13 protein-coding genes are annotated in these 23,653 nt (G+C 71.5%); 4 read left to right on the top strand and 9 right to left on the bottom strand.

The window, feature by feature from the left end; genetic code table 11:
- Positions 1-352 precede the first annotated feature (352 nt).
- Positions 353-601: a hypothetical protein gene (locus tag IT306_06685; protein MCC7368087.1), complete on the top strand. Its 249-nt coding sequence runs from the start codon at positions 353-355 to the stop codon at positions 599-601.
- Here IT306_06685 and IT306_06690 read toward each other — a convergent pair.
- The 4 genes from IT306_06690 to IT306_06705 all read right to left on the bottom strand — a co-directional run bounded on the left by IT306_06690 (position 592) and on the right by IT306_06705 (position 5,515).
- Positions 592-945: a hypothetical protein gene (locus IT306_06690; GenBank protein ID MCC7368088.1), complete on the bottom strand. Its 354-nt coding sequence runs from the start codon at positions 943-945 to the stop codon at positions 592-594. The genes IT306_06685 and IT306_06690 overlap by 10 nt on opposite strands.
- 685 nt (positions 946-1,630) lie before the next feature.
- Positions 1,631-3,559, bottom strand: coding sequence for a glycoside hydrolase family 127 protein (locus tag IT306_06695; protein ID MCC7368089.1), 1,929 nt, complete (start codon positions 3,557-3,559; stop codon positions 1,631-1,633).
- 125 nt (positions 3,560-3,684) lie between these two features.
- Positions 3,685-4,548, bottom strand: a complete 864-nt coding sequence (locus IT306_06700) for a carbohydrate ABC transporter permease (protein MCC7368090.1) — start codon at positions 4,546-4,548, stop codon at positions 3,685-3,687.
- Positions 4,549-4,570: 22 nt separating this feature from the next.
- On the bottom strand, positions 4,571-5,515 hold the full coding sequence (locus tag IT306_06705) for a sugar ABC transporter permease (protein MCC7368091.1): 945 nt from the start codon (positions 5,513-5,515) through the stop codon (positions 4,571-4,573).
- A 310-nt stretch (positions 5,516-5,825) separates the two neighbouring features.
- On the opposite strand from IT306_06705, the gene IT306_06710 reads away from it, so the two are divergent.
- The 3 genes from IT306_06710 (at position 5,826) to IT306_06720 (ending at position 9,024) form a co-directional block, all read left to right on the top strand.
- Positions 5,826-6,902, top strand: coding sequence for a LacI family DNA-binding transcriptional regulator (locus tag IT306_06710; GenBank protein MCC7368092.1), 1,077 nt, complete (start codon positions 5,826-5,828; stop codon positions 6,900-6,902).
- A 265-nt stretch (positions 6,903-7,167) separates the two neighbouring features.
- Positions 7,168-7,671: a hypothetical protein gene (locus IT306_06715; protein MCC7368093.1), complete on the top strand. Its 504-nt coding sequence runs from the start codon at positions 7,168-7,170 to the stop codon at positions 7,669-7,671.
- Positions 7,672-8,154: 483 nt separating this feature from the next.
- Complete coding sequence (locus IT306_06720) at positions 8,155-9,024, top strand: alpha/beta fold hydrolase (GenBank protein MCC7368094.1); 870 nt, start codon at positions 8,155-8,157, stop codon at positions 9,022-9,024.
- Positions 9,025-9,257: 233 nt separating this feature from the next.
- On the opposite strand, the gene IT306_06725 is transcribed toward IT306_06720, so the two are convergent.
- From IT306_06725 to IT306_06745, 5 genes are all read right to left on the bottom strand, one after another.
- A complete protein-coding gene (locus IT306_06725) occupies positions 9,258-17,048 on the bottom strand; it encodes a hypothetical protein (protein ID MCC7368095.1) in 7,791 nt (2,596 codons plus the stop codon).
- Positions 17,045-18,646 carry a hypothetical protein gene (locus IT306_06730; protein MCC7368096.1) on the bottom strand — a complete coding sequence of 534 codons (1,602 nt, stop codon included), beginning with the start codon at positions 18,644-18,646 and terminating at the stop codon, positions 17,045-17,047. The genes IT306_06725 and IT306_06730 overlap by 4 nt, the downstream gene beginning before the upstream one ends.
- Positions 18,647-18,721: 75 nt before the next feature.
- The gene (locus IT306_06735; GenBank protein MCC7368097.1) at positions 18,722-19,420 is read right to left on the bottom strand and encodes a hypothetical protein; all 699 of its coding nucleotides are present in this window, start codon (positions 19,418-19,420) and stop codon (positions 18,722-18,724) included.
- The gene (locus tag IT306_06740; protein MCC7368098.1) at positions 19,417-21,693 is read right to left on the bottom strand and encodes a hypothetical protein; all 2,277 of its coding nucleotides are present in this window, start codon (positions 21,691-21,693) and stop codon (positions 19,417-19,419) included. Before IT306_06740 ends, IT306_06735 begins: the two co-directional genes overlap by 4 nt.
- Positions 21,686-23,647, bottom strand: a complete 1,962-nt coding sequence (locus tag IT306_06745) for a hypothetical protein (GenBank protein MCC7368099.1) — start codon at positions 23,645-23,647, stop codon at positions 21,686-21,688. Before IT306_06745 ends, IT306_06740 begins: the two co-directional genes overlap by 8 nt.
- Positions 23,648-23,653 lie beyond the last annotated feature (6 nt).

The raw sequence follows: 23,653 nt of genomic DNA on the forward strand, positions 1-23,653 counted from the left end.
GTTCCTGAGCGCGGCGGCGTCGACGGGGACGGGGTATTCGTCTGTCGTGGCGTGGCCGTAGGGGTGACCGCGGCGGTCGAGGGGGGCGCCGCTGCCCAGGCCGGTGCCTGGGGTGTCAGCATCGTAAGCATCACCAGGGCAATCAAGCCACGCTGGCAACGACGGCGTAACACACCGTAGCGCGGAGACATGCTGCATCTCCAGCATCTGACACTCAATTCCCGAACGCGACGACACCGGGAACTGACACTTGTCAGAACGGGTGCCTAGAGCGCGCTGAGACGGCGCTACGATGAGAGTCAGCCCGATTGGGTGATGCGGTGCCCATATACACCACGCTGGCACGCTCGCGGTGATCGACATGGCGGCGTTCGGGATCGCCCGCACCTGGAGGATCGGCGGCAGCCCGGACATGGTCCAGGTCTCCCCGGACGGCCAGCAGATCTGGATCTCGTCGCGGAACCACGGCACCGTCCAGGTCGTGGACAGCAACACCGGGGCGGTGCTCCACCAGCTACGGACCGGAGCCGCCCCACACGGCCTGACCTACTTCCCCCAGCCGGGCCGGTTCAGCCTCGGCCACAACGGGGTCTACCGCTGAGACCGGGCTGGCGGGCCGGAGCTGTCCGACACCGGTTGCGCCGCCCACCCACGGCGCGGCGTGGCACCGGACTTCGGCCGGGGCAGCCGGGGCCAGGCCGGACGGATATCGTGCTCCGTCAGGTACGCACCGACGCCAGCGTAGACCCCGCGCTTCCCGGTCACCAGGTCCAGTGGCTCGGCCCGGTCAGGCAGCCCCAGCAGCAGATCGCGCCCGTATTTCTCAACGTACTCCGGCCCGAACCAGGTCCGCCACCCGACGAGCAGTTCCCGGCGCAGGACCGGGGGTGGCATGTCGATGTCATCATCGCCCACGCCGTAGATCAGGCCGATGGACGGCCGCATCCGAGGATAGAGCGCGCGGCCGATCTGCGCCAGAAGGTCGGCGCCCTCCCCAGGGGGATTGCATGTTGATGTCGTCGTGCCGCCTCGTCGGGGGTTGAAACCCCCGCCTACACTCCTGCAGTCGCTGCGCGACGCTGTAGTCTCACCAGTCCCTGGCCGTTCCCGACGGCCGTCGCGCAGCGACGGCGTGACTGTAGGCGGGGACTTCAGTCCCCGACCGCCCGTTCCATGATGCTTCGGGTACACCAATGAACATGCAATCGCCCTGGCGCCGCCCCGGGCAACACGGTCCAGGGGCACACCGGCAGTGTGATAGCTCCAAGACTGGAGGGTCACCCTGACATCCCAGTCCCGAGCACCACCGCGTCGCACGATCCTCACGTCGGAAAGCACGCCTCGCGATGCCAGCCAGACCGTTCCAAAGACCCAGCGCTCGAAGGCATAGCGCCGATTCGGCCATCCACCGCCGAGCGTCAGCTTGTGGAGGGTTTGGACGTAGCCCCGCACATCCTCCACGGGTTCTGGCTGGGTCGTGTCGGTGTAGGCGCCGACGCCGGGCCAGAGTCCGAGGTCGGCGATGATCGACGGCACGGTGCAGGTGGTGGACAGCAGCAACGGCGTCTACCGGCAATCGCACGAAGGTCGGGCGCGGACCGATGCCTCGGTCCGCACCCCGGGCCGCGGCTCAGGCGCGCGGCAGCCAGACCTTCATCGCGTTGACCCCACGATTCGCCCAGGCGTAGTGTGGGATCATCGTCAGCGAGACCGGCGTGCGGGCCGCCGCGCCGTCCTGCTGGAGCGGCCGGTACAGCAGGCCCTCCCAGGCCGAGCGGTCGATGACGTACCCCGAGCCGTTCACCACCTGGACGCCCTCCAGCAGGTCCGCCTGCCAGACTGCCTCCAGGGGGGCTGCTGTGTCGATCTGGAGATCGTAGATCGGGGCGGACTGGTCGCACTGCTCCACGCAGTAGACCAGCGGCCCACGCTCGACGGCCGCGCAGCCGCGCGTCGCCTCGACCCACGGGTGCGCCTCCACCAGACGCGGCGACATCGGCAGCGACAGCTCCACCACGTCGCCAGCCGCCCAGGCCCGCTCGATGCGCGCGTACCCCTTCGCGTCGGGCGTCACGCTGACGGACTGCCCGTTCACCATGGCCGTCGCGCCCGCCGCCCACGACGGAATCCGCAGGCTCAGCGTCCAGGTGCTGCCCGTGGCCGCCGTCACCGACAGCCGGACCGTGCCATCCCACGGATAGTTGGTCTCCATCCGCAAGGCCGCCGTGCCGCCATCCGCCAGGTCGCCCGCGATCTCCGTCTGGCCGTACTGGTGAATCTGCAGACCGCTGCCGTCCCGTGTCGCCAGGTAGTGCCCGAGCGAGGCAAACAGCCGCATGACGTTCGGCGGGCAGCAGGCTACCTGATGCCACGGCTTGCGGCTCGGGCCGCCCCGGTGGATGTGCTCCTCCTCGCCGTTGTCCGCCAGCGGGTTGACGTAGAAGTAGAGCGAGCCGTCCAGCGAGACCCCCGAGAGGACCGCGTTGTAGATCGTCCGCTCGGCCAGATCGGCGAAGCGGCCCTCACCGGTGATCAGCAGCATCCGCCAGCACCACTGGATGCTGGCGATAGCCGCGCAGGTCTCGCAGTAGGCCAGATCGTTCGGCAGCTCGTACGGCTTCCCGAACGACTCCGCATGGTGCCGCGCCCCGACGCCGCCCGTCAGGTACAGCTTGCGGGTCACCATGTCCGTGAACTGGCGCTCCAGCGCGTCGAACAGCGCCTGCTCGCCGGTCTCCAGGTAGACGTCGGCCACGCCAGCCGTCAGGTAGAGCGCCCGCACCGCGTGCCCCTCGACCTCGGACGCCTCGCGCACGGGCACGCGATCCTGGTAGTAGGCGTGGCTGTTGAAGCGGAAGCTCGGGCCGAGCCACCTGTAGCCGCGCTGATCCAGCAAGAACCCGGCCAGCGCGAGATACCGCCGCTCGCCGGTCTCACGGTACAGCTCCACCAGCGCCGTCTCGATCTCCGGATGGCCGGGCGTCGCCACGCGCTTGCCGGGGCCGAAGGTCGCGTCGATGTGGTCCGCGAAGCGCCGCGCCACGTTGAGCAGCCGGTCGCTGCCCGTCGCCCGGTGGTGCGCCACCGCCGCCTGGAACAGGTGCCCGGCACAGTAGAGCTCGTGGCCGTGCCCGAAGTCGATCCACCGCTTGCCCGGCTCGGCCACCGTGTAAAACGAGTTCAGGTAGCCGTCCGCCTTCTGGGCCGGCTCGATGATGTCGATGGCCCGATCGATCAGCGCGGCGATCTCCGCGCTCGGCTCGCGGGACAGCTCGAACGAGGCCGCCTCGATCCACTTGTAGACGTCCGAATCCATGAAGACCGGACCACGGTAGCCGCTGCTGGCGTCCTTCGCGGCGAGGCGCAGGTTCTCGAAGTTCCCGGCCTCTTCGAGCTTGCGGAAGCCGTGCGGCAGTGCCGACCGCCGGTTCGCCTCCTGCCGCTTCGCCCAGATGCCGCCTGTGAACGTCACGGCGTTGCCGGGCAGCGTGTGCAGGACAGCCTTCGGGCTGGAGCCGACGTCAATCGGGCCAGAAATGCGCCGAGAGAGCGCAGTCATACCGGTACCTCCCTGGAATCACATAGCGATCTGGACATGGATAGCTGCTCCCCTCGCTCCTCCCCCTCGCCCCTTGAGGGAGAGGGGCTGGGGGTGAGGGGTGCGTGGTTGGGGCGACGGGCGCGCTACCCCTTCACCGCCCCCATCGTCAGCCCCTTCACGATGTGCCGCTGCAAGAACAGCGCGACCAGCACCACCGGCAGCATGATCGACATCGCCGCCGAGCTCAGCTCACCCCACCGGATGCCACGGTCCGTCTCGAAGCCGGCCACCATCACCGGCAGCGTCCTGCTCTCCGGGCCAGCCAGGATCAGCGAGAACAGGAACTCGTTCCAGCCCAGCAGGAAGGCGAAGATCGCCGTCGTGGCGATGCCCGGGGCCGAGAGCGGGATCACCACCTTGGTCAGGATCTGCCAGCGGTTGCAGCCGTCAACTGCCGCCGCTTCCTCCAGGTCAATCGGCAGCTCCTTGAGGAACCCGATCATCATCCAGATCCCGAACGGCAGCGCGAACGTCGTGTACGACAGGATCAGCGCCGTCTTGGTGTTGAGCATTTGGATCTGGGTCAGGATCACGTAGAACGGCAGCACCAGGCTGATCCGCGGGACCATCCGAACCACCAGATAGAACAGCGGCAGGAACAGCGAGCCTCGGTACTTGAACCGCGTGAACGAGTACGCCGAGAGGAACCCGAAGACCGTGGCCATCAGGCTCGTGACCGTCGCCACGATCAGCGTGTTCATCAAGTACCGCTGGAAGTCCGCCGACCCGAACAGCGCGATGTAGTGCTGGAACGTCGGCGGGAACACCCAGACCGGCGGCATCGACGCCACGATGTTCTCCGGCTTGATGCTCGTCAGGAACATCCAGGCGATCGGGCCGAGCGCCCAGAACAGCATGAACGCCACCGCCACGGTCTGCCAGACCCGCCGGCCCAGCCGGCGGTTCGTGGCGGGACGGGGCAGCGCAGCGATATCGACAGTTGCCATGCGCCTTCTCCTCCGAAACCGGCTAGTCGGCCTGCGAGCGCTGCATGCGGCGCACGAAGAAGATGCTGGCCACGAACACCACCACGAAGATGATGTAGGACACCGCCGACCCGAGCCCCATGTTGTAGACCCGGAAGCTGTAGCGGTGGGTTGCCAGCGCGATGGTCTCCGTGGCGTTGCCAGGGCCGCCGCCCGTCATGATGAACAGGATGTCGAACTCACGGACGGCGTCCATGCCGCGAATGATCAGCGCCACCATGATCAGCGGCGTGAGCAACGGCAGGGTGATCCGCAAGAAGCGCTGCGCCGGTGACGCGCCGTCCACGGCGGCGGCCTCGTACAGCTCGGACGGCAGGGACTGCATGCCGGCCAGGAAGATCAGGAACATGAACGGCGTGTTTCGCCAGATGTCCACCGCCATCACCGCGAACAGCGCCAGGCTCGGATTGCCCAGCCAGACCGGCTTGCCGAGGCCGACCATCGAGACGAAGTAGTTGACGATCCCCAGGTCCGGGTGCAGCATGAACCGCCACATGAAGGCGGCCACCGCCGGCGTCATGAAGATCGGCACCAGCATCGCTGTCCGCACCAGCCCCTGCCCGAACGACAGGTTGTGCACGACCAGCGCGAACACCATCCCCAGCACGAACTGCGCGGCCACCGTCCCGATGGTAAACACCGCCGTGGTCCGCAGCGCGCTCACGAACGACGAATCCCCGAACGCCTGCACGTAGTTGGCAAACCCGATGAACCGGATGTTGGCCGGGTCCGTCAGGATGTAGCGGTAGAAGCTGATCCCGAGCGAGTACAGCAGCGGCACCACGATCACCAGCAGCGTGGCGATGAGCGCCGGCAGGATGCACAGGATCTCGAACGGGAGCGCCTTGTTGAGACGCGTCAGCAGGGTCGGTCGGTCGCGGGAAAGGGAGCGCGGGGCATCGCTGCCTGCAATGTCGGTGATGCTCATGGCCCACTTCTTCGTGTGATGGCGGGGAGATGGTCGGACACGCCCGCGTGCCAACCGACGCGGCCCGCCAGGGTCTGACGACGGCAGCCGCGTATCAAATCGGTTTGACACCCCGATTAAAGCGTCTGTAGCCTTTGGTGTCAACGTCGCGCGACTACACTGTTGCCGACAACCCGTCATGCTGGCGGGCGTCAGAACTGGCCATTCGCCAGGCTGGCGAGGCGTGCAGGCACAACGCGAGCGCCCCGCGGACGGGCGATACTGCCGCGAGCGTGGGCGACACTCTCGACACCGAAGGAGCAGGCAAGCCGTGACCGACGGCGGTTCAGAGGCGAACAACCTGGAGACGGCGGCCGGACGCGCGCGCCGGACCACCCACCGCGACGTGGCCCGGCATGCCGGCGTCTCGCCGGCCGTCGTCTCCTACGTGATCAACGGCGGCCCGCGCACCACCGCCCCCGACACGCGCGAGCGCGTCCTCCGGGCGATTCAGGAGCTGGGCTACCAGCCGAACGTGCTGGCGCGCGGGCTTCGCGTCCAGCGCACCCAGACCATCGGGTTTGTCGACAGTGACTACGCGCCGCTGGACGTCTTCGTCTCGCCGTACAGCGCGGCCATCCTGACCGGCCTCACCGCCGAGCTGAGCCAGCGGGACTATCATCTGCTGATCTCGCCGATCCAGGTGGGCGAGGACGCCGCGCCCTTGCAGCGGCTGCTGCGGAGCGGACGGCTTGACGGACTGGTCGTGCGGCTGGTCGAGGACTCCCCGGCGACCGTCGCGCTGCTGGAGATGATCGCGGCGACGGGCATGCCGTGCGTCTGCATCGAGCGGCCAGCCGATCCGCGCAACGGCTTCAGCTCGGTGGTGGTGAACGACGAGGCCGGCGCCTTCGACGCCGTCGCCTACCTTGCTGAGCGGGGCCACCGGCGCATCGCCCATATCGCCGGCGACCGGCGCTACGCCAGCGCCCAGGCTCGCGAAGCCGGCTACCGGCGCGCCCTCGCCGCCGCCGACCTGCCCCCCGACGAGGAGCTGGTGGTCTGCGGCTCCTGGGCGCCGTTCGCGGTGGACGCGGCCCTTGACACCCTGCTGGCGCTGCCAGACCCACCGACGGCCATCTTCGCGGCCAGCGACAGCCTCGCCTTCCGGCTGGTGGAGGTGGCGCGGGCGCGCGGACGCCGCATCCCAGACGACCTTGCCGTCATCGGCTTCGACGACATCCCGCTGGCGCAGGAGATGGTCCCGCCGCTGACCACGGTCCAGATCCCCCTTCGAGAGCTCGGCCGGCAGGCCGGACGGCGGGTGCTCGACCTGATCGACGGCGGCCCCAACGGCGCGACAACCGAGGTACTCCCGGTCAGGCTCGCGCCACGCGGCACCGCCTGAACCGGTACGGAATGCCCGGATCACCCCATGAGGCCGGCCCGCGCGGACTCGACGCCGCGAGCGGCCGGGACGCCGGGCACATCAGGTGGCACAGGAGCGTGTCCCCCGCCCGGTTTGGACGGTTCCGGGCGAGGCGCACGCCCGCCAGCCTGCAACGCCACACCACGCCATCCGTTAGAGAAGAGAAGACAGAAGCGTCACGATTGGGCAGTCTGCTCGCCGAGCAACCGTGACGGTACCCCCGCTCCAGGACGATCCGTTGTCGATGTCACCTCTCACAGCCCGGCGGCTGCGCCCGCTGCTCGCCAGCCTGCTGATCCTTGTCGCGATCCTGGGGGCGCCTGGGCCGTCTACGCCCCAGGTCGCCAGCGCCACGCCCCTCCCCGATGGCCCGGCCTTCCCGTTCACGCCCGGCGAGTGCGGCCCGCCCAGCACCACCATCCCCGGCCCGCCCCCAGAGCTGATCGCCGTCGGCAAGCCGATGAGCGACTCCTGGCTGATGTGCTACATCCAGCGCGATTTCGAGGGCCAGACGTTCTCGTTCGCGCACTGGGGCGAGGCCTACAAGGCGATGTTCCGAGGGTATCCCGTCGAGTGCTGGAATCAGGAGGTCGATCCGGCCACGGGCGGCCGGCAGACCGAGGGCATCGTGGCGCAGATCTACGGCTGGAACCTGGATCACACGCAGTACGTCCGGTTCACGTACCGCATCCAGCTCGACGGCGACTACATCAACAACTGCAAGCAGGAGATCCTGCCGGCACCCTGAGGGCGTGGATCGTGGGAGCGTACCCTCGCGCCGCCTCCTTGTAGCAACCGTGCAACACTCGTTGTCATCCTGAGCGCAGCGAAGGACCTCACCCGCTGACGCGAACATCGACGGTCAGGGAGCACGGTCGCCGTGGCTCCACCTTTAGGACGGTGGAGAACCTCTCCCGCTGACACGAAACCTGAACGACTGCGGGTGAGGTCCTTCGCTGCGCTCAGGACGACATGGGGGGTTGCGTTTTTACTGCATCAGAGCGGCGCGCGTCAGCCGGTACACTCCCGCGCCACGCGCCACGCGCCACGCGCCACGCGCCACGCGCCACGCGCCACGCGCCACGCGCCCCACGTCCATGCGCCCCGCGCCACGCGCCGCGCGCCCCGCGCCGCGCGCCCCGCGACCCACGTCCATGCGTTGACGCCGACCCGCTCCGTGGGCTTTCATCGCCCGTAACCGCCGGAACACGCCCGGCCTCAGGGGTGCATGATGCGCGCGAAGCTTCGCGGGACCGAGATCTTCTTTGACGTCGAGGGCGCGGCCCTGGTGCCGGACGGCCCCAGGATGCGCGAGAAGCCCGTCGCCTTCCTGCTCCACGGCGGCCCCGGCGGCGATCACTCCGGCTTCAAGCCAGCCTACTCCCCACTCGCCGAGAAGATGCAGTTGATCTACGTCGATCACCGCGGGCAGGGGCGCTCGGCGCGCGGCCCGAAGGAGACCTACACCCTCGACAACAACGTGGACGACCTCGAAGCGCTCCGCCAGTATCTCGGGCTGGAGAAGGTCGTCGTCATCGGCGTGTCCTACGGCGGCATGGTGGCCCTGACCTACGCCGCTCGCTACCCGGACAGCGTCTCCCACCTGATCGCGGTGGTCACGTCGCCCAGCCACCGCTTCCTGGACAAGGCGAAGGCGATCCTGAACGAGCGTGGCAGTGAGGAGCAGAAGCGCATGGGCGACATCCTCTGGGCCGGCGCCTTCGAGAGCGAGGAGCAGCTCCAGGAGTACTACGCCGTCATGGGTCCGCTCTACTCCCTGAAGCACGATCCGGCGAAGGCGGCCGAGGGCCGTCAGCGCGGCATCCGCTCCATCGACGCCATCAACGAGGGCTTCGGCGGCTTCCTGCGAACCTACGACATCTCCGGCGAGCTTCACCAGATCACCGCGCCGACGCTGGTCATCGGCGGCCGGCACGACTGGATCTGCCCGCCCGAGCTGTCCGAGGAGATCGCACGGCTGATCCCCCACGCCGACCTGCGGATCTTCGAGAACAGCTCGCACTCCGTCGCCGCCGACGAGCACGACGACTACCTGGACGTGATCCGAGGGTTCATCGTCTACAACCGCGGCAAGCAGTAGGCCGATATTGCCGCAAGTTCCCATGTCATCCTGAGCGCAGCGAAGGACCTCACCCGCTGACCGTCAACGCTCGCGTCAGCGGATGACCGTCATCGTGCGCCCCTCCCACACCGTCAACATTCGCGTCACCCGCTGACCGTCAACGTTCGCGTCAGCGGGTGAGGTCCTTCGCTGCGCTCAGGATGACAACTGAAGCTTGCATGTTTTCACATAATTCCCACGATCCACGATCCCTACGGCCCGGCGTAGAGCTCCTCGACCAGCCGATCCAGGTTGACCTCCAGCACATCCGTCGTGCCGATGAGCAGCAGGCGATGCCGTCCCGGACCGCCGACGGCGACTGACTCCAGGGCCGTCCAACCCGGCGGCAGCCCCACGGTCTGACTGGCCCCGGTGTCCTGGCGCGTCAGCAGCAGCATGTTCGGGCGTACCTCGACCCAGAGCCACGGCGAGGCGTTCCCGAGCGCTGCCCGCCGCTCGGTGAACGGACGGTAGTCCGCCACGTCGAGCGGCGTCCGCCCGACAACCCCCGTCCCCGGCGCGTCCCGTGAGATCAGGCTGATGCCAGGGCGGGGGGGGCCATCGGGAGTCCAGCGGATGCGCACGAACTCGAATGGCCCGTCCTCAACGGCCAGCAACCGCGCGCCCCGCGGCACGGCCAGCGGCAGCGGCTCGCGGGACGCGCCCGGCTGCTCCAACCGGTAGAGGCCGTCGTCGCCGACGTAGGCAGGGGTGGTAGGATCGAGCATTGCCAGCGTGGCCGGGACACCACCCGCACCGGCAACGCTGGCCGCCAGTCCGCTGAACCCCTCCCCGACGATGCTCGTCCGCGTCAGCCGCTCGTCCAGCCGCAGCACGCCGGCCTGGGTTGGCAGCAGGTAGCCCGGACGGCCCTCCACGAGGCTCGTGACCGGCAGGCCGAGCACCAGATCGTCGGTGAAGCGCCCGGTGCGCAACTGGCGTGTCGCGCCGCCTCCCCGTGCACGGATCGGCAGCAGCCCCGGCTGGGTCAGGTCACGCTCGTAGCGCCAGAGGTCGTCGTCGGCGAGGTGCTGCGGACACGCCTGCGGGTTGTCGCGCGAGCCGTCGTCGAAGAGGCGCAGGTAGCCGCCGACCGTCGCGCGGAGGCAGAGCGCCGTCCGCTGCTCGACGCGGGTCGTGCTGACGGCGTCAAAGGCGGTCGGATCGAGGTTGCCGACGTCTGGCCGCCGCAGATCGAGCGCGTGGTAGCGGCTGCGTGGTGCTTGAATCCAGCCGGCATCGGTCCCGACCTCGACGGTCCCCGCTCGCGCCAATGCCACCGAGGACAGCCGGTCGAAGGTGAACCGCCCGCCGACGATCTGGAGGTCTTCGCCCTGGTCGCCGGGCGCGTCGCGGCTGAGCCAGCGGGCCGTCAGTGTGCCTGGCTGGCCGTCCCGTCGGCCGGTCAGTTGCCACCGCCAGCGGCCGGCCGCCTCCGGTGCGATCAGGGTCCGCTCGGCAAACGGATCGGCGGCGGGCAACCCCGGGAGCAGGGAGAACAGCCCCGAATCCCGCTGTCCGTCGAACGCCGCGCCCGGCGCGGTAGAGAAAACCAGCGTGCTGCTGTCACCGCAGCGGGCGCGGATCAGGCCGTCTGGCGTGGCCTCCAGGTCGGTGACGGTGCAGGGCCGGTCACCGTCGCGCGGCTCGCGGATGAGCGCCAGCGTATCCGGATCGAGAAGCGCGCGCCCGCTCGCTTCCCGCCCGAGCCGCACCAGCCCGGCTTCAGTGGCGGCCCAGAGATCGTTGCCGCGCTGGAGCACGGCTGACCAGCGGTCGATGGCGAGGCGACGGTCGCCGCTGGGGCTGGCCGACCAGGAGATCGGCTGCCAGTGACCGTCGAGCGCTTGCTGCTCGAAGATCGGGCCGACGCCGTCCTGAATCGGCAGGAGCCGTAGCCGCTGCCGCTCGAAGATCGGCGGGCGGGCGCGCCGCTCCTCCAGCCGCTGCTGCACGGTCGCATCGGCGAGGATGCTCCAGCCGGCCTGCGACCAGATCAGCCAGCGGCCGTCGTCCGTCACGCCGTAGAGTCCCGGCGCGATGACTGCCGTACCCGGTGCAGACGCCGGGATCGGCTGAGCCAGGCACACCAGCCGGCGGGGCGTCTGCTCTCCCGGGGGCGTGCTGCCGACCGGCGGAGACAGGCTCAGGTTGCTGCCGGCGTGTCCGGTCAGCCAGCCGGACTGCCAGAGCGTGAAGACCTTCCCGTCGCAGATGGCGGCGTCGGCAAGGGCGTCGTGCGGCAGCCGGCCGTTCGCGAAGGCCAGCGGGCTGGCGGGCCGACCCGTCAGGTCGCGGTACCAGCCTCGAACCTCGCCGCCGCCGTCCTGAGACCATTGCCAGAAGGCGTTCTGCACCCGCAATCGCTCGTCCAGCAGGGCCGGGTCGCGGCAGGGCGCAAACGCTGCCCCCGAGCCGCCGCTCCGCTCGATGCAGGCAGCAGCGGACCGGGCCATCAGCCGAGACGGATCGCCGAGCGGCTGGCCGACGCGGGTGACAGCGGCCAGCCCCGGCGCGGACGGGTCGCTCAGCGCGTAGAGGCCCTGCACATCGGCCAGGCCGGAGCCGCCCGCCGAGACGGCCAGGCCGGCCGCGGTCCCGACGTACAGGTCGTTGCCGACCGTCGCGACGCTGGTCACCACGTCGAACGGGAAGCGGAACGCGCTGCCGCTCTGCACGAAGCTGAACGCCGCCCAGGCCGAGCCGCCGCCCGCCAGATCGAGCCGTAGCTCCTTCCCGGTCTGCCCACCGGTGCGGGTCAGGCGCAGGCGGTCGGCGGCCACCAGCGGCAGGGTCGCGTACGGATCGGCCGACCCGCTGACCGCCTGAAACTGGCCGGTCGCGTCGTCGAGACGCCCGACAGCCCCGCCGGCTCGCCGGAACAGGCCCGTCGAGCCGTCCGCGAAGCGCACGTCTTCCAGGGTGTCGGCCGGGCTGGGCGCGAGGCGGCGGCCGGCCAGCCCCTTGAGGGCGTCCGCTGTGTCCGCGATCTCGAACAGACCGACCGTCATCAGGTGGAGGCGGCCAGCATGGGCGCTGCCGGTCAGCAGGCGGTCCGAGGTGAACCCGAAGCCGTCCGGCCCGAATGCCGCCGCGAATGCCTGGGCGTCGCCGCGCAGGGCCACCCCGATCTGGCCGTCCGCGAGCCGCCACGACCAGACAGCGTCGTCCAGCAGCGGGCGGTTGAGGGCTGGATCGGCCGGCAGGGGCTGCCACTGGCGGGCGGCAGCATCCGCGCGACGCCAGAGGCCGGCCGCGCCGCCGTCGAGCAAGGCTCCGCTGGTCCCTTCGGAGCGGAGGCGCCCGGCGCCCGTCCCCAGCCCGTTCGGCCCGCCGTCGAAGCCAGCCAGCGCATCGACGGGGTGGACCCCGGCGGCGCTCTGGAGCAGCAGCCGGCCGTCCTCGAAGGCGAGGCCGCGCCGGTCGGCGTCCCAGAGGAAGCCTCGCTCGGCAAGGGCGTCGACGGCGCTCCCGCCGAGGGCGAGTGTCGCGGCCACTCCCCGGCTCGGCTCCTCACGCAGCGTCACGTCCCCGATCTGCTGTACCAGCGCGCCGGCGCCAGCCTGGAGCGGCCCGGGCCGCCCCCCGCTGAGGGGGATCTCGCCGGCCGGCGTGGTGAAGCGGCCATGCGCGCCGACGATTGGTCCCGCCAGCGCCAGCGGTTGAAAGACCGTGTTCTGGTCGGTCAGCAGGAGGTCGGCGCGGCGATAGGTCAGGACGCCGCGCGCGTTGGCGACGTGGATCAGGTCGGCGCGCTCGGCCAGGAAGGCGTCGGCGACCTCCCACAGCAGCCGGTCCCCGATCATCAGGTCGGATCGAGACAGGGAGACCGGACCGTTCGGGCCGGCCAGCACGAAGCTGGCGGTCTGCCGATCCCACTGCAGCCAGCGCACGTTGAGCGGCGGGGCCGGATCGACCTGGAGCGCGCCGCGATCCGCCAGCCGGGTGCGAGTCGTCGGGCGGACGGCCAGCAGCGCGCCTCCCTGGTCAACCTCCAGCCGGGTGACCGGATCGAGCGCCAGCACGCCGCCCGGCGTGGCGGCCACGCTGCTCTGGAGGGTCGGCCAGCGATCCGGCAGGCCGCCGGACGCCGCGCCAGCGGGGGGAAGGGCGGGCGTGGACTGCGTCGGCGTGAAGCCCTGGCCGTTCCAGCTCTGCCAGCCGTCGTCCAGGCGTACCCAGGCCTGCCCAAGGTCGTCCAGCACCAGCTCGCGAACGCCGCTCAGGGTGTCAGCCTGCAGGCCACGCGCGCCCTCGTCGGTCAGGACGGCCAGCGACTCGCCGCCCAGGAGCAGCAGGCGCGCTCCCTGGCGGTAGGCCGTCAACGGCCCCGGCAGCGCCGCAACGGCCGGCGGCAGGTCGGCCCACTGCCCGGTGCGCGGGTCGTAGCCGCGCACACCGTCCGCCCCGACGATCGCGAACAGCTCGGGGCGCACCTCGAACGCCTGGAGCACGGCGGCCGGGTCGAGCGTGGCTGGTGCAGGCGTCGCCGTCCGGCAGGCGAACTGGCCGTTGGACAGGTCGCAACGGGTCACCTCGCCGCTCGGGAGCAGCCGCCAGACGGTCCCGTTGCCGTCGATGCCGGCCTGCTCGCCGGGCCGCAGCTCGGCCCGCGCGAAGCCCGGCGGCGTCTCGCCCAGCCCCGTGCCGACCAGCCAGGCCCGTCCGTTCTCGGCGGTCACGACGGCCCGGCCAAGCGCCAATCCAAGCTGTGCGGACGGGTCGGCGCTCGGCAGCGCAGCCTCGCCGGTCCAGGTGCGACGGCCGGGATCGTAGGTGCGGATGCGGTCCGGCAGCAGGAACGTCCAGCGGCCGCCGCCCCAGTCCTGCACGTCGAGGATCGACGAGGCCGGCGCGCCGAGCGTGGCGCTGCCGGCCGTGCTCGGCGTGAAGACCGGCGTCAGCGTCACCGCCGGGTCGGCCGGGCCAAGCGTGCCCACGAAGGCGTTGCCGCCGTCCGTCTGCGCCAGGACGGTCTCGGTGTCGCCGGCCCGTTCCACGTTCAGATCCACGATCTGCGAGACTGGTCCGGGGAACCGCGGCTGGATTGGCGTCCAGCGGCGGGCGGCGAGGTCGTACCGCCAGAGCGGGCGGTCAGGCCGGTCGGTGGTTGCGAGGATCGTGCCGCCTGCGCCAGTCTGACGGACGTAGACCCGCCGGAGATCGGCCATGGCTGGCGCGTCGCCGGCGGGCGCGAGGATCTCGCGCGGGGTCTGCCCGGGCGTCCACTCCAGCACGGCCCCATCCGGGGTCAGCCACGCGACGCGGCCAGACGCCTCGTCTACGGCCACCGCGCGCACCGCGAACGACTCGCCCTGCACGGTCACGGGGTCCGTCGAACAACTCTCCGGCAGGCGCACCCCGGGGATCGGCGCGATGGTCAGGCGACCCTCGGGCTGCGCGTCGTCCACCAGTACGAGGTGGCTGCCACCGGGCGTGTAGAGTCGGCCGCCGTGTGGGAGCAGGTTGGCGGGGCCACGCAGCCAGGACCGGGCAGCGCTGCTGTAGAAGCGCAGGCCGGCGTCTGTCGCCACGGCCACCGTCCCATCCGAGAAGCCGCGCGCGTCGGTGACGCGGGTGGCGCCCTCGGCGGCCGGCGCGCGAAAGAAGCAGCGGGCGGCAGCGACGTTCGCGATCTCGTACAGCTTGAGGTAGGGGTGGCTGTCGCGCTCGCGGACGGCGACGATCTGCCCCGCGGTGGTGGAGAGGCTGCGGACGGTCCCGCCGTCCGGGTCCAGCGGACGGTCGGCCAGGAACGCCTGCCCGCCGGTCAGGCTGAGCGGTCTGCCGTCCAGCAGGGCGCGGATCGCGACAGGCTCGTTGCCGGCCAGGGTCCAGCGGTCCCCGACGCGCCGGGTGGGGAGGTCGTACCGCTCGACGCGCCCCTGGCCGCCCAGGAACAGATCGTTGCCCCGCAGGAGGGCGTCGCTGAGGCCGCCATCGCCGATGGTGAAGCCGCTCTCCCCGATCAGCACGGCGGCGTTGACACCCTGGCCGCCCTCCTGGACCAGCAGGTTGTCGGCGGTCCGCCCGAGCAGCCGGCCGGCCGGCCGCGCAAACTCGACGATCTCCTTGCCGAGGATGCGGAAGGTGTCGGACCACTCGCGGCGGGTGGCGCTGTAGCGGCGCAGGCCGGCGTCCGTCGCCGCGATCAGCCCGCCGTCTTCGTCGGCCACGTCCAGCAGGCGGGCACGGTCCAGTGCTGGCACAGCCGCGCCCGTCAGCCGCTGGACAGCCGCGCTCGTGACCCGGTAGACGCTGCCATCCGTCGCCAGCAGCCCGAGCGTCTGATCGGGCCAGACCCAGGTCCGGGCGTCGGCGTCCGGCAGGCTGGCCGGCGCCACGACCGGCTGGGCTTGCCGCAAGTCGCCACTGTAGTAGCTGCCGTCCGCCAGCCGCGCGCCGTCGAGCGTGAAGACCGCCGTACTGGTGGCCGAGGGCAGGATGGCGTACAGCCGGTCGGACGCGCTGACGAAGCGGAGGCCCGGCTGTTTGAGCCAGTCGGGGAGGTTGGCGGCCGGGACATCTTCGTAGCGGCGGCGGGCAACATCGTGCAGGAGTGCGCCGTCGGGGCCGAACAGGACGACCGTCGTGCCAACGGCGAAGCCGGTCCGCAGCAGCTCCGGTGCGAGGTGCGTGCCGGTCCCGGCGTAGACGAGGCGGGCGTCAGCATTCCGGAGCAGGCTGTAGACGTTGCCGCGCTCGGTCAGCGCCAGCGCCTCGTTCGGTGCGCCCGGGGCCAGCCGCACGATCCGCTCGTCGCCAACCGACCAGCGGTCTTGGTCTACTTCCTGGAACAGGCCCGCGCCACCGGCGAAGGCGAAATAGAACCCCGAGCCATCGGGCAGGGGGAGCGTCGCCAGGATCGGGTCCGTGGCGATCTGCTCCCAGGCGTGACGCTGGGCATCGTAGGCGTAGACGCCCCGCTGGCCGGCCACTGCCAGGGTGTTGCCAGCGTACTGCGCGAAGCTCAGGCCGGTCAGGCTCAGCTCTGGGTAGAGACGGCGCTCGGCCACCATCTCGCGGAGGGGGCCGCCGAGCTGATCGAGTGCCACCAGCTGCTGGCAGCCGGTGATGCCGTTTTCGCAGGCCTGCCGCGCCAGCACGAACAGCGAGCCGTCAGGATCGGCGTCAAGACCGGCGATCTCGCCGGTGACCCCGGCGACGGACTCGACCCGCGCGCCCCCGTCGCTCGCCGTCAGCGAGGCCAGCCCCGCCGTGCCGCCGATCCAGAAGCGGTCGCGCCACCACGCGAGGTGGGTGACCCGCAGGCTCGGAAGCTGGCGGCTGATCTCGGCAGTCGGGAGCCAGCGATGCTCGCGCACGTCGTACAGGCCGATGCCGTCCTGGCGCGTGCCCACGGCCAGCCAGCGCCCATCCGCCGAGACGGCGGCGGCGGTCAGGTCGGCATTCTCCAGCGGCTGCCCGGTCTGCCCGAGCAGGCTGCTGTCCCCGACCACCACGCCCCAGGCGCCGCCCGCCCGCCGCGCCAGGCCGCCGTCCCCGTTGAGCGCCCACAGCGAGGACGGATCGGGGCAGCGGCCGGCCTCCCGTGAGCGTGGATCGCTGCCGCAGCCGGAGCGTAGCTGCAGGAAGTCGCGGTTGAGCAGCCGATCAGCGAGCGGATCTTCGGTCTGCCAGAGGCCCGTGCGGGGATCGTAACGATGGACCGTGCCGCCGCGCTGCGCCGTGTAGGCGGCCCCCTCCGGCGCGTGGAGGACAGCCGACAGGAGGGGATCGGCGGGGAGACGGTCGCGGAGGTTGGTCAGGATGCGCTCGTCGGCCACCGGGCGAGCGGTCCAGGCGTTCAGCCAGCCGGCCCGGTCGGCCAGCTCGACGACGCCCACACAGAGCAAGACCAGCCCGCCCAGCAGCAACCCGATCGTGACCAGGAAGATCGGATCGATCCGCCGCTTGAGCGGCAGCGTGTGCAGGGCGGCCCAGGTGGTAAGCCAGGAGCGGCGGTCAGGCGTGCGGCCGGGCGTGTGCCAGCGGGGGATCATGCGTCCGGACCGCCCGCAAGCTGCATGGCCGTCTGCCGCTGGCGGGCCAGGGCCAGATCGTCGGGGTGGACGACGCCGTTGGGGGACGCCCTGCCCGCCCACCCTTCCAGCCGGCCGTGCGGGTCGGCAGCGGCGATGCGCGCACAGACGGCGTACTGCTCGGCGTTCGGGAGGCCGGCCACCAGCCCCGAGAGCCGTGGCTCCAGGTCGGATGACCCAGACAGGGCGGCGTAGAGGTCGAGGCTCAGGGCCAGCGCTTCGACAGCCTCCAACGACGCCTCGGCCAGGGCCGGCGCCTGCCCGAGATCGGCTACGAGCAGCGCAAGATCGAGGTGCAGTTGCCCGGCCAGAGCCAGTTGCTCCGGCGGGATGCTCGCGCCGAACGGCAGCGGGAGACTGCTCCCGCCACCGCTCCCCCCGCCGCGCGCCCCGAAGCGCCGTACCTCGACGATGCCGCGCACCCGCTCCAGCAGGTCGCGGCGGGCGTCCACGGCGACGGCCAGGGCGCGGAGCCGGCTCAGCGGGATCGCCTCGGCCAGGGCGCGCGCCCGATCCCCGCGCGCCTCGGCTGACTGCGCCGCGCGCGCCAGCCGCCGCTCGATCTCGGTCAGCAGATCCAGGTCTCGGGCGAAGGCCGCCAGGGTGAAGCCCGTGTCGGAGGGGGCGGCGTCAGCCCCGGCCTGAGCCGAACGCAAACCGTCCAGCAGCAGCGGCGCAACGTCCAGCAGCGGGCCGGCCAGGGCATCCTGTCGTTGGATGCGGACCGCCAGCAGACCGCGCAACCAGATCGCTGCGACCTGGAGCGGCAGTAGGGACGGAACAACGGATCGCCCCTCACCCCCCGCCCCCCTCTCCCGCGCGCGGGAGAGGGGGAGTCCATACGCATCACCGGCGCGATCAAAGTCGTCCAGATGAGGCTTCAGCGGTCCAGGCGCAAATGGCGACAGCATGGTGAGGCGGATGGTCAGGAGGGTCAGGCGGATGGCGCGGCGGCAGGCGATGCCGCCGGCGTTCGGATGGGTCAGCAGGCGGCGGACGGCTTGCTTGCGCTCGTGGTCGGCGACCCGCAGCAGCAGCTCGCAGGCGAGGCCGCGCCGCCGGAGCACGCCGACCGACCGCACCAGTACGCCATCCAGCAGCGGCCAGCCGACTATCCAGCGGGCCATGACGGCGTGCGGCCGGCGCACAAACGAGCGGTCGCTCAGCCAGGAGGCCAGGAGCAGCGCCAGCAGCAGCGCCGCGAAGCCCCACCAGATCAGGCTGGTCGGCAGGAACGCCGTGTAGGCATGCCCCTTGATCGGCAGGAAGACGCCGTCATGCAGGCCGTAGAGGGCCTGCCCAAGGGCGCCCTCACGGGGGACCAGCCGCCCCAGCACGATGCCAACCACCAGCAGCAACGCCCCTCCGACACCCCCGGCGACAGTCGCCCGCCGCACGATCCGCTGCCGGCGGCCGAGGGTGGGCGGCTGCGGCAGCGACGCCAGCATCGGGGAGCGGATGCCGGCGTGCGGCGGGGCGGATGGGGCAGGGGTGGCCGATGGGCTGGGCGCGGCCTGCGGGTGGGTCGGCTGCCCGTCGCCCCCTGGCCCTGCTTGCATGGTGCCGGCCTGCTCGCCCGTAGGACGTGCCGGGGGGCGGGTACGGCTACGGGAGTCGAATCTTGCGGCCACCGGTCAGTCGTCTCCCGAGAAGAACGGCTCGGAGCGGACCGGGTCGAAGCGCGGCGCAGCCGACCGCACCGACTCCATCATATCGAGGATCGAGCCCTGGTTCTGCTGCAGCAGCCAGATCAGCCCGACCAGTCCGGCCACGATCAGCGCCACGACGCCGTAGAAGAGGATGGCCTCACGGTTGACCCACAGCCAGACGATGGCGATCTGGAGCTGCAAGCTGAGGATGCGGAGGCGCAGGCGGATGGCGCGGGCGCTCCACCAGAGGGCCGCCCGCACTCGCCCGATCTCGTGCAGCTCGTGGCCGATGGCGCGCTGGTCAATCGGATGGCGGCGGCGGCCAATCGCCTCGATCTCGCGGCGCAGGGCCGGCAGCCGGTCTTCCAGCACCTGCTGACGGAGCGTCCAGCGGTCCGGCTCGACGCCGCGCGGCGGGCTGTCCAGCCGCACCAGCCCGAATGTCAGGAACAGCACCCAGGTCCGGACCAGCCGCTGCGCCCGTAACGAGAGCCGTGCCGTCCAGAGAGGGGTCTGGTCCAGCCGCCAGCGCGGCGGCTCCGCGACGACCGCCTCGCCCATCTCGATGATCGCAGCGGCCTCGGCGGCCCCATCCGCGAGCCGGTCGGCCGGCTGACGGTAGACGGCGCGCAGGCCCAGCTCCGGGCGGCGCGGCGGGGCCGGCGTCGAAGCTTCCGCCGTCACAGCAGCTCGTCCAGCAGCTTTTCGAGGTGTTCGCGGGTCGCCTTGAGGCGCGTGGCGGCCTCCGCGATCTCCTTGTTGGCGGTGACGCGGACGGTGTCGGCGCGCAGCACGGCCTGCTGGGCCTTGCTCAACTGCGCGTTGTAGTAGGCGTTGAGGCCGTCGGCTGCCGCGCCGGCCTCCTGAGCCATGCCGGTCACCTCGGCGTCGAGTCGGCGCATGTCCAGGCGGGTCGTGTCGAGATCGCGCAGCCGGTTCTTGAGGCGGACCACGTCGGTGGTGGTGCGCTGCGCCCGCTCGATCAGGCCGGCCATCTCCTTGTTCAGGGCGTCGAGCAGCTCGCGCAGGCGGGCCGCGACGTGCGCGTTGGCGGCCTCAACGGTCCGGTCGAACGTCTCCTCGGCGGCGTCGGCCCGCGCGGTGATCGTCCCGACCACCGCCTCGCGGGTGCGGGCGTCCGCGATCTCGGCGATGATGTCATCGACGTCGGGATCGGGGCGCATCGCTTCGAGGTTGGTGTTGATCCAGCCGATGCGCTGCTGGAGCGGCACGAAGCCGTCGCGGTCCAGCACGCTGACGTGGATGGTGGCGTGCAGGTCGGCCGGGCCGTCGAAGAGGTAGACGGCACGCTCGGGCAGGCTGTCGTCCGCGTCCGGATCGATAGACTGCCCCGTCATCGGACCAGCGGTCGGGCCAAACCAGCGGCTCACGGCGAACCGCAGGTACTCGCGCATCTCCCCGACGTTCCAGTCGTGCATGGCGGGGAACAGGGCCGTCCCGTACGGCACGAAGACCAGGCAGTCGTCGCGCTCACTCTGCTCGTCGAGGTAGTAGCGCGCCCAGTACGGGTCGAGCCAGAAGCGCATCGTCGGGCCGCCGAGCGGCATCTCCGGAAACCGCAGCTTCTCGGTCATCGCGCCGGTCAGCGACGGATCGACCAGCAGGTAGTGCAGCCCGGAGCGCTCGCCGGGGACCGGCTCGCCGCCGCGCGCGCCAGCGGCCGGCTGAAAAGCGTACTGCAAGTGGCCTTCAGCCAGGACGCGCGGCGGGTAGGCGCGCAGCACGTCGGCCAGCCCCGCCAACTGCTGCTGGCTGAAGCGGTAGAGGACCGGCTTCTGGAGGGTGATGCTCCGCAGGGCCGCGCGTCGCAGCTCGAGGTCGAAGATCTCCTGGTCCAGCCGGGCCAGCTCGCCCTCCTCGGGCGGCTCGGCGTAGTCGGTCGGGCGCAGCTCCAGGCGGTAGCCGATGCCCGCGCCAGACCGCTCGATGACATCGCGCAGGCGGTTGGCGATGGCCGGGCTGCTTCGCAGATCGACGACCTCGAAGGCGCCTGCACGGCGGCGCGGCTCCAGGTCGACGCGGTCGCGGAACTGGAGGCCGGCCAGGTAGGCCACGGCGAACCGGGCCGTGTCGGGGCCGCCCGGGTAGACGGCCACCAGTCGCTCGTCGCGGTCGGGGCGTGCGCCAGCAGGGGGTGGGGCTGCAGTCGTCATCGGGGCGGCGGGGCCGACCGCGGTGACGGGGCCAGCGCCGCTCGTCAGCGGCAGCGCCCGCACGACCTCCCGGAAGGCGGCAAGCTCGGCGCGGCCGGGTGCGAGCGCGGCCGGCAGGAAGACCTTCGCGCCGCCGCCCGCGTCGAAACAGGCCAGCTGCACACAGTCCGCGAACCACTCGCCGGCCAGCGCGCCCTGGAACGTCGAGCGGCGGCCACGGTCGTCGCGGATGTGGAAGAGGAAGACGCCGGCGTCTTCCAGGCCGCCACGCCCGCCCGCCGGACTCGGCCAGCGGTCGCCGCGCGTTTCGGCCACCAGCGTCCGGACGCTCGTCGCGTCGAAGGCGGCATCCTCCAGGATCTGCGCCGCCCGTTCCCCGTCGATGCCCTCGGCGACCAGCAGGCATTCCGACGGCTCGGGCGGCACGGGATCGTCGGAGGGCTGGAGCAGCAGCCGGGCCAGCCCCTCGGCCAGCGGGCAGGTGTCGTCGGTGGAGATGCCGCGGGGCGACGGCAGGATGTTGCCCACCCGCTCGCTGTAGGCCCGCAGCAGGGCGTCGGTGGCCTGCTGCCGGCCGGGCGCCGCTCCCCGGCCCTCAGCGACCGGAGCCAGCAGCGTCGCGCTGGCGATCGCCCCGAGCACCTCGATGCTGACCCGCACCTCCAACAGGGGGGTTGGATCGAGGCGGGCGGCGCGGAGCCCCACCGCTGCACCGGCCAGGATCTGGAGCGCGGTCAGCGGGCTGAGGTTGTCGAGCACCAGGAACAGGCTGCGTTCAGCCACCGCTCAGATCCTCCGTGACGCCCGTCAGCCAGGTGGTGACCAGCCGTCCAGCCAGCTCGTGCTCGTCAAGGGTGTCAGGCGGCGCGTCCTCGTCCGCCAGCCGCACGCCGACGCGCCGACGAGTGTCGACGGTCCAGCCGCCCGCGTCCGAGAGGTCGTCGGGCGTCCAGGTGACGCTGACCTGCCGGTCGGCCCGTGCGCCCATCCCCAGCCGCGCCCGCAGCTCACGGATGACGGTCCGGGCGCTGTCCAGCCCGAGGCCGTCGCGTGGGCGCATGGCGGCCGGCAGGAAGAGCATGACGTGGACGTAGGCGAAGCTCTCGACGGGGGCGGCGTCGGCGGGCGCGCCCGGATGCGGACGCCGGCCGTTCCGCTGGTGCGTGGCCCGGCCGGAGCCGCGCACGGTGTAGCTGGCGTGGCCGCCGCGTGGCTGCTGCGCGCGCCAGCACTGGACGACCCACTCGGGCACGAGAGAGCGGCCGGTGGACTCCAGCAGGATGTCGTCGGGATCGGGGATGCCGGGATGGCCCTCACCCCCCGTCCCTCCGCTGCGCGGTGCGAATACCGGCTTCGCCGACATCATCTCGGCTGCGCCGCCTCTCCGTGTCGCCGATATCCCTGTGTGCGGGAGCGGGGAGTCCCCCTGAAGCTGTCCACGTTCATCTACTGAGGCGCCGCGAGGCGGCATAGGGGTGTCGCCCTGGAAGTGTGCGCGCTCGTCCACGTAGCCGGGCAGCCAGCGCATCGCGTTCAGCAGCCCTTCGCGCCGGCCCTGGCTCAGCTGCACGGGGTCGTCGGCGGCGTCCGAGAGCGGGATGTCCTCCAGGCCAAAGGTGCAGGCGCGGAACCGCTCGAAGGCGTCTCCTTCGAGCCACCGTAGCTCGCTCTTGAGCAGCTGGTGCTGGCGCAGCAGGGTGCTGAGCCGCAGCGCGAAGTCTACCCAGCTCGCCTTGACGAGATCGCCGCCGGCCCGCCCGGCCAGCGACGGCGGCAGCATCCCGACCACCAGCACGTCGCGGACGCGCTGCCGGCGCGGCTTGCGCTCCAGGGCGTAGTAGCCGGTGTTGAGCAACCGGTCCAGCCGGATCGCCCTCGGCATCATCATCTCGCTCAGGAGCATGGCCGGCAGATCTTCGTCGCGGTGGGTGAGGTGGATGCCGACGTAGCCAGCCTCGCGCCGCCGCTGGCCGCCGGTTGGGGCAGTCGGGGTGGGCAACTGTCGGCGGCGTGCCCACGCGCTGTCGGTCAGGCGGGGACGCAGCCGAAGCAGCAGCCCCAGCTCGACAGGGTCCGAGGACGGCAGCGCCCGCGAGCCTGACCCATCCGTGCCTCGCCGCACCAGCCCGGCGAGGGTGGCGGCCGGCTCGAACCAGAACGGATCGCGGGGCAGCTCGCCGGTCTCGGGATCGGGAGCAGGAACCTTCGACGCCCGGTCGAGGATCGCCGTTGCCAGCTCTTGCATGTAGCGCGTGTACGCCTCGGGCGAGACTGACGTGCCGGCGTCGTCGGCGGCGAACAGGCAGTTCTGCCCGATCTCTGCGCAGGCCGCCAGGATCAGCGGCGTCAACACCTTCAGGACGGTGTACGTGCCAGACGCGCCCAGGGCGATGCCGCCGTGGTACTGGCCGGCCCGCGGGCCGTCCCGTGCGGGTGGGGTGATCTCCTGGACCAGCCGCCGCAGCACCACCTGCCAGCCGCGCTCACCGCCGGATGCCCCGCCGCGCGCGCTGGTGCGGGGATCGAGCAGCAGCGGCACGAGCTGCGAGACCAGCCAGGGGGTGATCCCGACGTGGCGATTGTGGAGCGTCCAGAGGACCGTCTCGGCGAGGCGCGCGGCGGCCGGTCCGTGTGGGGCCAGCATGGCGAACGCATCGGCCACCTGGGGCTGCCAGACGCGCGGCGCGACGAGCCGCACCTGAAGCTCGCTGAGCGGGGCCGGGGGCGGGGGAGGCACGGGCCT

It is taken from the genome of Chloroflexota bacterium (assembly GCA_020850535.1).
In the GTDB taxonomy this organism is placed as follows: domain Bacteria; phylum Chloroflexota; class UBA6077; order UBA6077; family JACCZL01; genus JADZEM01.

Excerpts from the sequence above, each read along its gene's own strand:
- IT306_06705 (MCC7368091.1), bottom strand. The coding sequence starts at position 5,515 with ATGAGCATCACCGACATTGCAGGCAGCGATGCCCCGCGCTCCCTTTCC.
- IT306_06690 (MCC7368088.1), bottom strand. The coding sequence starts at position 945 with ATGCGGCCGTCCATCGGCCTGATCTACGGCGTGGGCGATGATGACATC.
- IT306_06730 (MCC7368096.1), bottom strand. The coding sequence starts at position 18,646 with ATGCAAGCAGGGCCAGGGGGCGACGGGCAGCCGACCCACCCGCAGGCC.
- IT306_06695 (MCC7368089.1), bottom strand. The coding sequence starts at position 3,559 with ATGACTGCGCTCTCTCGGCGCATTTCTGGCCCGATTGACGTCGGCTCC.
- IT306_06725 (MCC7368095.1), bottom strand. The coding sequence starts at position 17,048 with ATGATCCCCCGCTGGCACACGCCCGGCCGCACGCCTGACCGCCGCTCC.
- IT306_06720 (MCC7368094.1), top strand. The coding sequence starts at position 8,155 with ATGCGCGCGAAGCTTCGCGGGACCGAGATCTTCTTTGACGTCGAGGGC.
- IT306_06715 (MCC7368093.1), top strand. The coding sequence starts at position 7,168 with ATGTCACCTCTCACAGCCCGGCGGCTGCGCCCGCTGCTCGCCAGCCTG.
- IT306_06700 (MCC7368090.1), bottom strand. The coding sequence starts at position 4,548 with ATGGCAACTGTCGATATCGCTGCGCTGCCCCGTCCCGCCACGAACCGC.